The sequence below is a fragment of the Rhizobium sp. GW821-FHT14E12 genome (assembly GCF_058803745.1).
The window spans coordinates 448,625-461,997 of the sequence record NZ_JBXAPH010000002.1 but is presented as its reverse complement, the minus strand read 5'-3'; the positions used below and the strand labels follow the sequence as shown (position 1 = coordinate 461,997).

Annotated in this window: 11 protein-coding genes; 8 read left to right on the top strand and 3 right to left on the bottom strand. The window is 60.7% G+C overall.

Going from position 1 to position 13,373, the window contains the following annotated elements; translation table 11 throughout:
• Nucleotides 1-34 precede the first annotated feature (34 nt).
• The 6 genes from AC1RO0_RS10310 to AC1RO0_RS10285 all read left to right on the top strand — a co-directional run bounded on the left by AC1RO0_RS10310 (nucleotide 35) and on the right by AC1RO0_RS10285 (nucleotide 6,778).
• Nucleotides 35-979 (top strand): ABC transporter substrate-binding protein, encoded by a 945-nt coding sequence (locus AC1RO0_RS10310; protein ID WP_498592796.1) that lies wholly within the window; start codon nucleotides 35-37, stop codon nucleotides 977-979.
• Between the two features lie 78 nt (nucleotides 980-1,057).
• Nucleotides 1,058-1,999 carry an ABC transporter substrate-binding protein gene (locus tag AC1RO0_RS10305; RefSeq protein WP_498592795.1) on the top strand — a complete coding sequence of 314 codons (942 nt, stop codon included), beginning with the start codon at nucleotides 1,058-1,060 and terminating at the stop codon, nucleotides 1,997-1,999.
• Between the two features lie 30 nt (nucleotides 2,000-2,029).
• Complete coding sequence (locus AC1RO0_RS10300) at nucleotides 2,030-3,085, top strand: LLM class flavin-dependent oxidoreductase (protein ID WP_498592794.1); 1,056 nt, start codon at nucleotides 2,030-2,032, stop codon at nucleotides 3,083-3,085.
• Nucleotides 3,086-3,123: 38 nt separating this feature from the next.
• Complete coding sequence (locus AC1RO0_RS10295) at nucleotides 3,124-4,371, top strand: cystathionine beta-lyase (protein ID WP_498592793.1); 1,248 nt, start codon at nucleotides 3,124-3,126, stop codon at nucleotides 4,369-4,371.
• A 143-nt stretch (nucleotides 4,372-4,514) separates the two neighbouring features.
• Nucleotides 4,515-5,408 carry a hypothetical protein gene (locus AC1RO0_RS10290; protein WP_498592792.1) on the top strand — a complete coding sequence of 298 codons (894 nt, stop codon included), beginning with the start codon at nucleotides 4,515-4,517 and terminating at the stop codon, nucleotides 5,406-5,408.
• Between the two features lie 305 nt (nucleotides 5,409-5,713).
• On the top strand, nucleotides 5,714-6,778 hold the full coding sequence (locus tag AC1RO0_RS10285; RefSeq protein WP_498592791.1) for a glycosyltransferase family 2 protein: 1,065 nt from the start codon (nucleotides 5,714-5,716) through the stop codon (nucleotides 6,776-6,778).
• Between the two features lie 30 nt (nucleotides 6,779-6,808).
• On the opposite strand, the gene AC1RO0_RS10280 is transcribed toward AC1RO0_RS10285, so the two are convergent.
• Genes AC1RO0_RS10280 through AC1RO0_RS10270 form a run of 3 tightly spaced genes read right to left on the bottom strand, consistent with a single transcriptional unit; the run spans nucleotide 6,809 to nucleotide 10,790 of the window.
• Complete coding sequence (locus tag AC1RO0_RS10280; RefSeq protein WP_498592790.1) at nucleotides 6,809-8,206, bottom strand: LLM class flavin-dependent oxidoreductase; 1,398 nt, start codon at nucleotides 8,204-8,206, stop codon at nucleotides 6,809-6,811.
• 38 nt (nucleotides 8,207-8,244) lie between these two features.
• The gene (locus AC1RO0_RS10275; protein WP_498592789.1) at nucleotides 8,245-9,312 is read right to left on the bottom strand and encodes an ABC transporter permease; all 1,068 of its coding nucleotides are present in this window, start codon (nucleotides 9,310-9,312) and stop codon (nucleotides 8,245-8,247) included.
• The gene (locus tag AC1RO0_RS10270; protein ID WP_498592788.1) at nucleotides 9,309-10,790 is read right to left on the bottom strand and encodes a sugar ABC transporter ATP-binding protein; all 1,482 of its coding nucleotides are present in this window, start codon (nucleotides 10,788-10,790) and stop codon (nucleotides 9,309-9,311) included. Before AC1RO0_RS10270 ends, AC1RO0_RS10275 begins: the two co-directional genes overlap by 4 nt.
• A 227-nt stretch (nucleotides 10,791-11,017) precedes the next feature.
• Here AC1RO0_RS10270 and AC1RO0_RS10265 point away from each other — a divergent pair, with 227 nt between their 5' ends.
• Nucleotides 11,018-12,064 (top strand): substrate-binding domain-containing protein, encoded by a 1,047-nt coding sequence (locus AC1RO0_RS10265; protein ID WP_498592787.1) that lies wholly within the window; start codon nucleotides 11,018-11,020, stop codon nucleotides 12,062-12,064.
• A gap of 85 nt (nucleotides 12,065-12,149) precedes the next feature.
• Complete coding sequence (locus AC1RO0_RS10260; RefSeq protein WP_498592786.1) at nucleotides 12,150-13,361, top strand: acyl-CoA dehydrogenase family protein; 1,212 nt, start codon at nucleotides 12,150-12,152, stop codon at nucleotides 13,359-13,361.
• Nucleotides 13,362-13,373: the final 12 nt, after the last annotated feature.

Here is a 13,373-nt window from a genome sequence, read left to right as displayed (position 1 = left end):
ACCACAACCCTAGAATGAAAAGAAGGTAAGCTACATGACTGTCTTCAAGAAAACGACATCCCTGGTGGCCGGCGTGATTGCCGTGGCTGTTCTCGGGCTCGGCTCCGCCTATGCGGCGGAAAAGTTCAATCTCAGCCCTGATACGTCAAATCGGATCCGTTCCGAAAAAGACGAAGCTGCGATCAAGGCGATCGCGCCGGGCTTCAAATTCGTCAACCCTGGCAAGTTCACGGTGGCGATCAACCCCTGGGATCCGCCGGTCGCAACCTATGCCACCGACGCCAAGACAGTGGTCGGTACCGATCCGGAGTTCGCGCAGCTGCTTGCGGATTCGCTCGGCCTGCAGCTGGATCTTGTGGCGGTTGCCTGGGAGGATTGGCCGCTCGGCGTCTCCTCCGGCAAATATGATGCCGTCATCAGCAATGTGACCGTCACCGAGGAGCGCAAGCAGAAATTCGATTTCTCCACCTATCGTAAGGATGTGCTCGGCTTCTACGTCAAGTCCGACAGCAAGATCACCGCGATCAAGGAGCCGAAGGACGTCGCCGGCCTCAAGGTTATCACCGGCGCCGGCACGAACCAGGAGAAGATCATCCTGGAGTGGGACCGGGAGAATGTCGCCGCTGGCCTGAAGCCGGTCGAGGTGCAGTATTACGACGACCGCGCCGCCGCCGATCTGGCGATCCAGTCCGGCCGCGCCGATGTCGAGTTCAATCCGAACGCCACGCTCGCCTATAGCGCTTCCATCAAGGGCAGCACCAAGCTGGTCGGTACGGTCAGCGGCGGTTGGCCGTTGACGGCCGAGATTGCGGTAACGACGCGCAAGGGCGCGGGTCTTGCGGATGCGGTCACCATCGCGCTCAACGACCTGATCAAGGATGGCAAATACGCGGAAGTGCTGAAGCGCTGGAGCCTCACCTCCGAAGCCGTCGACAAGTCGCAGACCAATCCGCCCGGCCTGCCGAAGAGCGGCTCCTGATCGGTTCTGACGCAAGTAACGGCCGGCTCCGCAAAAGCGTGAGCCGGCCTTTCATGAAGACGGGATATGGAGACTATCATGACAGGCATACCGGCCATCCGGGCATGTTCATTCGTTTTGATGATGACGGCGTTGACGTCTTTCGGCGTGGCTCATGCCGATAATCTGAGTTTCGACCTGAGCCCGGAACAACCAGGCCGCATTCATGTCGAGCAAGATGCGAAGGCCATCGCAGCCATCCCCAAGGCTTTCAAGTTCGTGACGCCGGGCACGCTCACGGTTGCCGTTGCACCCGGCGGCCCGCCGCTTGCCACCTATGCGACTGACGCCAGGACCGTGGTCGGCGCCGATCCGGATATAGCGACCGCCATCGCCGACAGCCTTGGGCTCAAGCTGGAACTCGTGCCGGTCGCCTGGATCGATTGGCCGCTAGGCCTCACCTCGGGCAAATATGATGCCGTGATCTCCAATGTCGGCGTTACCGAGCAGCGCAAGGAAAAGTTCGATTTCTCCACCTACCGCCAGGGTCTGCACGGCATTTACGTCAAGTCGGACAGCCAGATTGGCTCGATCAAGGAGCCGAAGGATGCGGCGGGTCTCCGCTTTATCGTCGGCGCCGGCACGAATCAGGAGCGCATTCTGCTCGAATGGAGCAAGGAGAATGTCGCCGCCGGGCTGAAACCGCTGGAGCTGCAATATTACGACGACGATGCCGCCAGCCTGCTGGCGCTGGCGTCAGGCCGCGCCGACGTGATCGTCCAGCCGCATGCGCAGCTCGTCTACATCGCCGCCCGCGACAAGAATATCAGGAGCGTTGGCACGCTGAGCGCCGGCTGGCCGGATCGCTCGGATGTCGCGGTGACCACGCGCAAGGGGAGTGGCCTGGCCGATGCTTTGACCGTCGCCACCAATGATCTCATCGCCAACGGCAGTTACGGCAAGATCCTCAACCAATGGCATCTGGCGGAAGAAGCCCTGCCGAAGTCGGAAACCAATCCGCCCGGCCTGCCGAAATATTGATCGTCGGAAAGTGTAAATAGGAGTGATGCCATGAGCGGCCGCAAGATCTCGATAAGCCATATCGGTTTCCTGACCCCAGGCAATTATCCCGACGACGATCCGTTGGCGGGGCTGGAGCAGACGCTGCAGCAGTTGCGATATGGCGAGGAGCTGGGCTTCGACAGTGCCTGGGTCCGCCAGCGGCATCTGGAGCCCGGCATTTCATCGGGCAGCGCCTTTTTGGCCGCGGCAACCCAGCGCACCAGCCGGATCCAGCTCGGAACGGCGGTGATCCAGATCGGCTATGAAAGCCCTTATCGGCTGGCCGAAGACCTTGCCACCGTCGATGTCCTGTCGCGCGGACGGCTGAATATCGGCGTCAGCGCCGGCCGGCCACTGCATGCCGACCTGATCGCGCCGCTGGTTTTCGACGGCGATTGGCAGAGCAATGATTTCTCCCACGATCGCGTCTTGCGCTTTGCCGACAATCTGCGCGGCACCCCTCTCGGCGACGAACAGACCTTCATCAAGACGCCCTTCGGCCCGATCCGGCCGCGCCTGCAACCCTATGCCAAGGGGCTGATAGACCGAATCTGGTATGGCGGCGGATCGCAGCGCTCAGCTGAATGGGCCGGCCGCAACGGCTTCAACCTTTTGACCGGCAATGTGATCACGGGCGAGGGGACCGACGACTTCCTCGTTGCTCAATCGCGGCTGATCGAGACCTATCGTGCCGCCGCTGGAACTCGGGGACGTGTCGCTTTAGGGCGCGTCATCGTTCCGTTCGACAGCGCCGATGCCGCTACGCGCCGCCGGTATCAGGACTATGCAGCGGGCCGCCATGAGCGGACCCTGACGCCACAAGGCGAACGGCACACCCTGTTTGCCCGCGACATCATCGGCACTTCGGAGGAGGTTTTGGAGCAGCTTTTCGCCGATCCGATCCTACCCAAGGTCAGCGAGTTGCGGCTGGAACTGCCTTACGAGTTCGAGCACGAGCAATATCGCCAGATCCTCCACGACTTCATCACGCGGATTGCGCCTGAACTCGGCTGGTCGGGCGCGGGCTCGACTGTCTCCGGCAAAGACGAAAAACGCTACGCCTGAGCAACTAGGCGAAATGACCCCACACCAAGGCAGACCCCATGGCAGACAATGACGACATCTCGCCCGCTCTCGGTCCCAACACGCAGCTCATCCGCGCCGGACATGACCCGTTCGACTATCATGGCTTCATCAATCCGCCGGTCGTTCGCGCCTCGACGGTGCTTTTCCCGAATGCCGAGGCGATGGAAAAGCATGAGCAGAAATACACCTATGCGACGCGGGGAACGCCGACGACCGATGCGCTCTGCGATGTGATCAACGAACTTGAAGGTGCTGCGGGAACCATCCTGGTGCCATCCGGCCTTGCCGCCGTCACCATTGCATTTCTGGCCTATCTTTCGCCGGGCGATCACGCGCTGATCGTCGATTCCGTTTACGGCAACGTTCGTCATTTCTGCGATACGATGCTCGCCCGCTTCGGCGTCGAGGTCGAATATTATGATCCTTCGATCGGCGCGGCGATCGAGGCGCATTTCCGACCGAATACGAAACTCGTGCATCTGGAAGCGCCGGGCTCCAATACGTTCGAAATACAGGATGTTCCCGCCATCACCGCCGTTGCCCAGCGGCATGGGGCGATCACGACCATGGACAACACCTGGGCGACGCCGCTGTATTTCCGGCCTCTCGATTTCGGCATCGATGTATCGATCCAGGCATCGACCAAATATCCAGCCGGCCATGCCGATGTCCTCATGGGCACCATCTCGGCCAACGCCAAACACTGGAAGCGGCTCCGGCAGGCAAATGGCGCACTCGGCATATGCGGGACCGCGGACGATGCCTATCAGGTGTTGCGGGGGCTGCGCACCATGGGCGTCAGGCTCGAGCGCCATCAGGCGAATGCCCTCGACATCGCGACCTGGTTGGAGGCTCGCGACGATGTTGCACGCGTGCTGTATCCTGCGTTGCCGAGCTTTCCCGGCCACGACATATGGAAGCGGAATTTCAAGGGTGCAAGCGGGGTCTTTTCCTTCGTCCTCTCCGTCGCCCGGCCGGAGGATTTCAAAGCCAAGGCACAGGCCTTTCTCAATGGCCTTTCGCTGTTCGGGCTCGGCTATTCCTGGGGCGGTTTTCCGAGTCTGGCGTTGGAGGTCGACCTAAGCGACCGAATCCTGTTGAGGCCGCCGGAGGAGGGGCCTCTACTGCGTCTCCAGATCGGCTTCGAGGATGTTGCCGATCTAAAAGCCGATCTCGAGAAGGGATTCGCGGCGGCAAAAAGGCCTGATGGCCCTTCAGACGTTCCCGCGGCCGTTTCTCCGCGAGGTCTCGGTCCATTGATGTGACGCACGCCGCGGCACTCCACGCAGCGCATTGTTGATATTGCAACGCGGCGTCATTCAATGCAGCGACAGTTTCAGCTTTTTATTGCAATTTAGGCCGTTCCTATATAGGGCCACATCTCGCCAACGGGTCTAAAAATTCAAAAATGAATGTCGAGCAGGCAATCCTTCATAAGTCCCCGCCTCAAAAGAAACATAGTGCATTATTCCGTTTGCTGCTTCGCCACATCGTCAGGGGTGTGATCGCGGGAAAGCAAGGGGCGAAGGAGCATTCCGTTTTTTCCAAGAGCATTTCCGGAGATTTTCCCAACGGCGGCGACGTTATATTGGCGGCCTGCAATGACGATTATTTCAGGAAGTTTGCGATCGACCTTATACGTTCGGTCGAGTCGCATGGAGCACCTCAGAAGCTACATCTTCATTTGCTGGAGCCATCTGAAACTGTCCTCGAGGAGATCGCTCAATTGCGGGCCACTCTCGAGCACGTTCAGCTTACGGTTACCATCGATCCATGTGTTCTCGCTGAAACGATCCCTTATCGTACCGTTTATTACACGGCAGCCCGTTTCCTCTTGGCGCCCATGCTGCTTAAGGCAGGTGTCGATCGACTGCTGATCATTGATGTCGACGCCGTGATGAACAAGTCGCCATGGCAGTTCTTCGACAATGAGGCGGCCCTTCGAAGCGGTGGCTTCATATTCCGGCGTGAAAAACGCAAGCACTGGTATCGTGTGCTGGCTTCAGCGGTTTTCTTGAACGGATCTCCCGGATCCGTTCGCCTTGCTGAAAACCTGGCTCGCAGCTTGGCTCGAACTCTACGGTATAAGCCGCGTTATCATATAGACCAGATTTCGCCGTACTATATCTGCGAACTGGCTGAGCGTCGGTTCTCGGATTTCGCCACTTTCGACATTCCCAAGGAAATCATGGGTTATTCCTATGAGAGTGAAGCCGCGTTCTGGACGGTGAAAGGTAAATCCAACATCGATCAGTTTCTCGTCGAACGCGACAAACTCCTTTCATCCCGAGACGCATCTTGAATTTTGGGGAACCGGATCGGTGACGAAAGAGGTTTGATGGCCTCTGACAAGCCAAAGCGCATCGAGCAGTCAATTATCCGCGTCATGGCAAGCTAATGTAGCTCCTGCCATCCAAAAGCCACAAAGCTGCCGAGGCTGGCAACAGTACAGACAAGTTCAGACTTCGTCTTCGCCACCCGTCGGCTAGCACGTCAGTGACAGCAGATTCTTCACGTTGAGAAGCTGTGCTTCCCGAAACGGGTTTTCCCCAGGACCTGAATGAGAAGGTTCGCCGCGACCAAAGCAATATTGCGAGGTTCAATGCGATGCACTCCATCCCAGACCGTGCTTCCGTTTCCATCATCATTTCGAACTACAATTACGCACGCTTCCTCCGCCGCGCTGTTGGCAGCGCGTTGGAGCAGGATTACGACAATGTGGAAGTCATCGTCGTCGACGATGCGTCCACCGATGACTCCGCCAATGTCATCGCCTCCTACGGATCGCGCATCAAAGCATGCCTAAAAGAAACCAATGGCGGCCACGGCGCGGCCTTCAACACCGGCTTTGCCGCAAGCAGCGGTGAGGTCGTCCTTTTTCTCGATGCCGACGACTATCTCTACCCGAATGCGGTGTCCGAGATCGTCAATGCTTGGGAGGACGACACCGCCCAGGTGCAATTCCGATTGCACCTCGTCGACGAGGACCAGCAGGTAAAGGATGTCTTTCCGCCCTCGGAGCTGCCGTTCGATTCCGGCGACGTCACCGCGAAACTGCTGCAGAGGGGGCGCTATCAGACCACCGTCACCAGCGGCCTGGCTTTCAGGCGCGCGGTTTTGGAAGCGGTCATGCCGGTTCCGGAAACGGATTTCCGACAGGGTGCCGATGGCTATCTCGTCACGGTGGCGCCTCTTCACGGACAGGTAACGTCGATCGAGACCTGTCTCGGCGCCTACCGCATTCATGGCGCCAATCACTCCGTCTTCGCGGACAAGCTCGGTCAACGCGCGCGCTGGCGCATGGAGCATGATTTTCACCGCATGGATGCCTTGTCGGATCAGGCTGCCGAGGTTGGCCTGACAGTGCCGCAGGACGTCAATCTCCATGATCCCGTCCACCTGGAAGAGCGCCTGGCATCGCTCTGCATGGATAGTTCGAAGCACCCCATGACCAGCGATTCCAGATTTACCCTCGGCACCGCCGGTGCCGTGGCCAGTATGGAAATGAATGCATCCCTGCGCCGCCGCACCATGCTGGCAGCATGGTTTCTATCCGTCGGCGTCCTCCCCCGGCGCATGGCGAAAGCGGTTCTGTCGTGGAAGCTCGTCGCCTCATCGAGGCCCGCCTTCCTCCTGCGCATTTCGAAAACCATTCGCCACGCCGTCGGATAGACCAGACATAGCGGCGCGTCGATTGCGCCGCTATCCCGCCACGGCCCTGGCGATCCGTTCTTCGTTCAAGTTGCGATAGCTGGCGCCCGGATGCGGCGCTTGCAGCCTTGGTCCCTTGCCGCCGAGTTTTTCCCGCAACGTTCCCTGGCGATAATCCGTCTTGTAGACGCCGCGCTTCTGCAACTCCGGCACCAGCAAGTCGACGGCATCCTCGAAGCTTTCCGGCGTCACGGCGTAAGCGAGATTGAAGCCGTCCACATCCGTATCCTCGACCCATTCCTGCAAGAGATCGGCGACCGTTTGCGGCGAGCCGACGAAGACCGGACCGAAGCCACCGATGCCAACCCAGTCCGCCATTTCGCGTACGGTCCAGACCTTATCGGGATCGATGGTGGTGAAGGTTTCGACGGCCGATTGCACGGCGTTGGTATAGCGGTGCCTGAGCGGTTCGTCGGGCGAGAACTGGCCGAAATCGATGCCCGTCCAGCCGGAAATCAGCGTCTGCGCACCTTCGTAGGAGACATACTTGCGGTATTCGTCAAACTTTCGTTTCGCCTCCGCATCCGTTTCGCCGAGGATGACGGTCTGCAGGTTGAAGGCGAGGATTTCGCGAGGATTGCGCCCAACTCGTTCCGCTGCCTCGCGGACATTGGCGACGTAGCGCTTCAGAACCGGCTTCGATGGTGCGGCGACAAAGATGCATTCGGCATGCGCACCGGCGAAATCCTTGCCACGGCTCGACGCGCCGGCCTGATAGAGCACTGGCGTGCGCTGTGGCGACGGTTCGCTCAGATGAATGCCCGGCACGGTGAATTGCTTGCCCGAGTGATGGATAGGATGAACCTTTTCCGGATGGGTGAAGATGCCGGCCTCGCGGTCGCGCACCACCGCATCATCCTCCCAGCTTCCTTCCCAGAGCTTGTAGCAGACCTCGAGATATTCCTCGGCAAGGTCGTAGCGATCGTCATGCTTCGTCTGCGCCGCCTGGCCGACATTCAGTGCACCGCTGTTCAGGTAGGAGGTGACGATGTTCCAACCGACGCGACCCTTGGTTAGATGGTCGAGCGTCGAGATGCGACGGGCGAAGGTATAGGGATGCTCGAAGGACAGCGACGCCGTCAGCCCGAAACCAAGATGTTCGGTGACATAGGCCATCGTCGGAATGAGCTGGAGGGGATCGTTGACCGGCACCTGCGCCGAATGACGAAGGGCTGCGTCGACATTGCCGTTCAGCACGTCATAGACCCCGAGCACGTCGGCGATGAACAGACCGTCGAATTTGCCGCGCTCCAGCGTCTTGGCGAGATGGACCCAGTAGTCGAGATCCTTGTACTTCCACGACTGATCGCGCGGATGCCGCCAGAGGCCGGGCGACTGGTGTCCGACGCAGTTCATGTCAAAGGCGTTCAGCCTGATTTCGCGGCTCATTTTCGGCTCCTTGTGGGATCGGAGGTAGGGGCAGGATGTCAGGAGTTGGTACGGCCGAGGCCGTAGGTCAGGGCGAGCGCTCCGACGAGCACGGCGCCCTTGACGAAATCCTGGGTGTAATAGGGAGCGTTCAGCATGGTCAGCCCGTTGAGCAGCACGCCAACGAAGACGGCGCCGACAAGGGTGCCGAGCACGTTCGGACGGCGCAGACCAAGCACCGCGAAGCCGATCAGCGAAGCGGCAACCGCATCCATCAGCAGCGAACCACCGGAGGAGACATCACCGCGTCCGACGCGCGCGGCGATAACGATGCCGCCGAGCGAGGCGAGCGTGCCGGATATGACATAGGCCAGCGTCTTCAGCCGCGTCGTGGAGGCCCCAGCCAGCCGCGTCGCCACCTCGTTGCCGCCGGTGGCGAAAAGCAGCCGGCCGATGCGGGTCCGCTCGGTCAGCACAAAGAGCACAAGGGCAACCAGAATCATCAGTACGACGGAAACGGGTACGACACCGAACAGGCTATAGCGGCCGATCAGCAGGAATTGCGGATCGTAGCTGCCGGCGGCCTTGGAACCGCTGGGCAGGATCAGCCCGGAGGAGATCGAGCGTCCGGCGGTCGGGATCAACTGCAGGCCGGAGAGCAGGAACATCATCGACAGCGTCGCCAACAGGTCCGGCACTCTCAGCCGAACGATGATGAACGCGTTGATCAGGCCGATTGCGGCACCGAAGGCGAGCACCAGCGGCACGGTGGCATAGACATCGAGCTGCCACACGATCATCGCGTAGCTTGCAGCCATGACGCTTGAGGCGGCGACCGCGCCGATCGACAGATCGAACCCGCCGACGGCCAGCGTCACGGTAACACCGGCACCGAGGATGGCGACGACGGAGACCGCCTGCAGGATGCTCATGAGGTTGTTGATGTTGATGAAGGCTGGCTGGGCGGCTGTGAAGCCGATGATGAGCGCAACGAGCAGGATGAAGACCGCGCCGGAGCGCAGGACGGTACTGACCCCGGCAAGCCAAACGACTATCGGATTGACGGCGACAGCCGTCTCTGTCCGTTCCGCCGGCTGTGGGAAGCTCTCATTATCAACGGATGTCATGCGGGGATGTCCTCAAGGGCGTCTGGGGTGGTCGCAGTGGCGACAGGGCTCAGGCTATGCCGGTCGATCACGAGAATGCGGTCGGCCACTTCGAAGGCTTCCTCCGGGTCGGAGGTGGCAATCAGCGTGGCGCGATCGCTGCGGCTACGAATGGCCTGGATGATGTCGTGCCGGGCGCCGACATCGACGCCCTGAAAGGGCTCGTCGAGCAGGAGCAGCCGGCTTTGTTCGGCTTCCCAACGCGCCAGCACCACCTTCTGCTGGTTGCCGCCCGAGAGCGTCCAGACGGAGGCAAGGGGACCCGGGGCTTTGATCCGCAAGCGGTCGATCGCCTTTTCCGCCTCCTGCCGCTCGCGGTTACCGAAGAGGAATCCGTTCGGGTACCAGCGGGCGAGATGAGGCAGGCTGATGGTGGCGGCGACCGAATTGCCGGGCCAGGTGGCGGGCATCAGCGACGAGCGATGACGGTCCTCGGCGGCCATCGCGACACCGGCGGCGATCGCCTGTGCCGGCGTTCTCGGTCGATAGGCTTTGCCGTCGAGAAACATCTCTCCTTCGACAAGTGGATTGAGGCCGAAGATCGCCGAGAGCAGGCGGCTCTTGCCCGCGCCGAGCACGCCGGTAACGGCAACAACTTCACCTTCGCGAAGCGAGAGATCGAATGGGATGGCATTCGGCACGAGGCGCGCATTGCGCATTTCGAAGACCGGCTTGCCTGCGAAATCGCGCGCACCCGGCCGCGCCGATTGCAGCTTGCGTCCGATCATGGTCTCGATGGCGGCCGAAAAGTCGATCGGGCGCGTGAAGGAGCCGACGACCCGCCCGCCGCGCATGACCAGCGCGCGATCCGCGATCGCATCCAGATCCGCCGTGCGATGGGAGATATAGAGAATCGCCAGTCCCTGGCTCCTCAGCCGCAGGAGAATATCGAACAGGCGGCGGCTTTCCTGCCCCGAAAGGCTTGCCGTGGGTTCATCGAGGATCAGCAGGTCTGCCTGATCGGCCAGTGCACGCGCAACCGCCACCAATTGCCGGTCCGCCGCCGGCAGATCACCGAAGTCCCGATCAAGCGGTAGGGAAAAGCCCGCGACGTCCAAGATGGCTTGCGCCCTGGCGCGGATGCGTGCGCGCGAAACGAAGAACGGCATCCGGCGATCGGCAAAACGCGGCAAGAGCAATGCATCCGCGACGGTCAAACCGGGAGCGCCGACGAGGTCGGTCGACTGATGGACGGTGACAATGCCGGCTTTGGTCGCTTCAGCGGGGGTCGCCGGCGCGAAGCCATGTTCTTTGAACCGGATATTGCCGCCGTCGGCGGTCAGCGAGCCGGAGAGTATCTTCACCAGCGTCGATTTACCGGCGCCATTCGCACCCATCAGGGCGACGATCTCACCCCGCTCGATGGTCAATGTCGCATCGGCAAGCGCACGCGTCGAACCAAAGTTGCGCGTCAGATTTTCGACTTGGAGCAGGGGCATGCAGTCTTTTCCGGTTTCACCCGATAATGCCCCGGCGCGTAGCCGAACTTCCAGACACGCCATTTCCGGGACGAAGCCGAAGATGGAACAAAGAATCTCCGGAAGCGGCAAAATTCAGATCATTTACTCTACTAAAAAGATAGAGATTATTTCTAATAGATTGACGCGTCGCCGGGAACCCGTTGCCCATCAGACGATGCTTTCGATCGACCATAAGGAACACGACGATGAAATCTCTCGCACGGCTCGCTCTGTCTGCCGCCGTCATTCCATTCGTCTTCTTGCAGCCGGCCCATGCCGATGGCATCGCTGGCGCACCGGCGCCCTTCGACAAGGGCGGCGTCAAGCTGGCGCTGATCAGCTACATCTCCGCCGGCGATTTCTTCCAGGCCTATCAGGCTGGAGCGGAAGCGCAGGCCAAGGCGCTCGGCATCGATCTTCGCGTATTCCCCGGCCGTCAGGACGCCGCCGAACAGCGCGAACAGATCCTCCAGGCCGTCAATCTCGGCGTCAGCGGTATCGTCATCGATCACGGCCTGCCGGAATCGCTGAGTGACGTTGTGCAGCAGGCGCTCGACAAGGGCATCAAGGTCGTCGCCTTCGACGTTAACCTTAACAATCCGAAGATCCCGCAGGTCGAACAGAGCGACCACGAGCTGGCGCAGCAGGCGCTCGACCAGGTAGTGAAGGACAACGGCAAGAGCTTTGCCGCCGGCTATGTCTATGTCGCGGGTTTCGCGCCGCTCGATCGCCGCAACGAGGTCTGGGACAAGTTCAAGGCCGCCAATCCGGGCGTCGTCGAAAAGGCGCGTTTTGGCAACGTCAGCGATACGACCGCCACCAGCACTGCCGACCAGGCCAAGGCGGTATTGACCGCCAATCCGGATATCAAGGTCGTGTTCGCGCCCTATGATGAGTTCGCTCGTGGCGTGAAACTCGCAGCCGGTGATCTTGGCATTTCCGACAAGATCAAGATCTATTCCGCCGACGTCTCGACCGCCGACATCCAGGAAATCGTCGAGCCTGGAAGCCCGTGGGTCGCGACGGCCGCCACCAATCCGGCCGTCGTCGGCGCTGTTTCCGTCCGCGCGGCTGCCCTGCAGATCGCCGGACAGGATGTTCCGCACCAGATCACCGTCAAGCCGACGCTTCTGACCCAGGAGAGCCTGCGCGCGGCTGGCGTCAAGACCATCGAGGATCTGGCCGCGAAGATCCCCGCCTTCAGCACCAGCGATGCGGTGACGGCGAGCTGGATTCCAGCCAAGCTGTTCTAAGCACGGCAACAGGACTTATGCGGCGGGCTATTTTCGGTCCCGCCGTATCATCACTTCAAGCGATCGATGGATCGGGAGTTCCCACATGAGCAAATCCAATGTCGTCTTCGCCGCCAGCCATGGCACCGGACGGGACGCACTATTTTCAGCCGCGACGGAGATTTCCGCCGATTTCGCGAAGCGTGCGGCCGAACTCGATCGAGAAGGGCTGCCGCCACTGAAGGAGATCATCCGGCTTAAGAACTCCGGTCTCCTCAATGCGCTGCATGCGCCGCAGATCGGCGGCGGCGGGCTCAATTGGGTCGACGCATTGAAGTTGGTACGCATCATCTCGCGCGGCGAGAGCTCGCTCGGCCAGCTTCTCGGCTATCACTTCGTCAATAGCCAATATATTTATTGGGCGCTCGATGATGTCGCTCGCGCCCATGCGCTCGGCGCCGAGACGGTGGCGAAGAACCATTATTGGGGTGCCGCCGTCAATCCGCGCGATCCGGGCCTTGAGCTTACCCGGCGTGGCAACGCCTACGTGCTCAACGGCCGCAAGTCCTTCTCAACGGCCGCCCATATCTCCGACTACATCAACGCCAATGCCGCGCTTGACGGCAAGGTCGCCAGCTTCGCGGTGCCGACCAGCCGGCCGGGCTATATCGCCAATGACGACTGGGACAATATCGGCCAACGGCTCTCCGACAGCGGCACTGTCGAGTTCCGCGATTTCCCGGTCTACGAGGAGGACTTCATCGCGCCGCCCTCCGAACCGGATGCGCCGCCGGCGGTGCTTTCGACGTTCAACACTCCGCTGATACAGCTCGTCTTCGTCAATTTCTACCTCGGCACGGCCGAAGGGGCACTAGAAGCCGCGCTCGACTATGTGCGGACAACGACGCGACCCTGGATTACGTCCGGTGTCGAGAAGGCCTCCGACGATCCCTATATCCTTGAGCGGGTCGGAGAGTTTACCGCCTCGCTGAAAGCCTCGGCGGCCCTTGCTGACAGCGCTGCCGAAGCGGTCCAAGCAGCCCTTTCGCGTGGTAGCGATGTCACGGCGCGGGAACGCGGCGAAGCGGCGGCGGAAGCCTATGCGGCAAAGGTGCACGCCACCAATGTTTCGCTCGACATCACCTCGCGCGTCTTCGAACTAACGGGTGCCCGTTCCACAGCATCGAGCTATCGGTTCGATCGCTTCTGGCGCAACGTCCGGACTCACACGCTACACGATCCGGTGTTCTACAAGGCCAAGGAAGTTGGTGATTTCGTCCTGAACGGTACGATCCCGACCGTCAGCCTTTATAGCTGATCAGCATCCTCC

Excerpts from the sequence above, each read along its gene's own strand:
- AC1RO0_RS10305 (WP_498592795.1), top strand. The coding sequence starts at position 1,058 with ATGACAGGCATACCGGCCATCCGGGCATGTTCATTCGTTTTGATGATG.
- AC1RO0_RS10280 (WP_498592790.1), bottom strand. The coding sequence starts at position 8,206 with ATGAGCCGCGAAATCAGGCTGAACGCCTTTGACATGAACTGCGTCGGA.
- AC1RO0_RS10260 (WP_498592786.1), top strand. The coding sequence starts at position 12,150 with ATGAGCAAATCCAATGTCGTCTTCGCCGCCAGCCATGGCACCGGACGG.
- AC1RO0_RS10300 (WP_498592794.1), top strand. The coding sequence starts at position 2,030 with ATGAGCGGCCGCAAGATCTCGATAAGCCATATCGGTTTCCTGACCCCA.
- AC1RO0_RS10310 (WP_498592796.1), top strand. The coding sequence starts at position 35 with ATGACTGTCTTCAAGAAAACGACATCCCTGGTGGCCGGCGTGATTGCC.
- AC1RO0_RS10265 (WP_498592787.1), top strand. The coding sequence starts at position 11,018 with ATGAAATCTCTCGCACGGCTCGCTCTGTCTGCCGCCGTCATTCCATTC.
- AC1RO0_RS10285 (WP_498592791.1), top strand. The coding sequence starts at position 5,714 with ATGCACTCCATCCCAGACCGTGCTTCCGTTTCCATCATCATTTCGAAC.
- AC1RO0_RS10275 (WP_498592789.1), bottom strand. The coding sequence starts at position 9,312 with ATGACATCCGTTGATAATGAGAGCTTCCCACAGCCGGCGGAACGGACA.
- AC1RO0_RS10290 (WP_498592792.1), top strand. The coding sequence starts at position 4,515 with ATGAATGTCGAGCAGGCAATCCTTCATAAGTCCCCGCCTCAAAAGAAA.
- AC1RO0_RS10295 (WP_498592793.1), top strand. The coding sequence starts at position 3,124 with ATGGCAGACAATGACGACATCTCGCCCGCTCTCGGTCCCAACACGCAG.
- AC1RO0_RS10270 (WP_498592788.1), bottom strand. The coding sequence starts at position 10,790 with ATGCCCCTGCTCCAAGTCGAAAATCTGACGCGCAACTTTGGTTCGACG.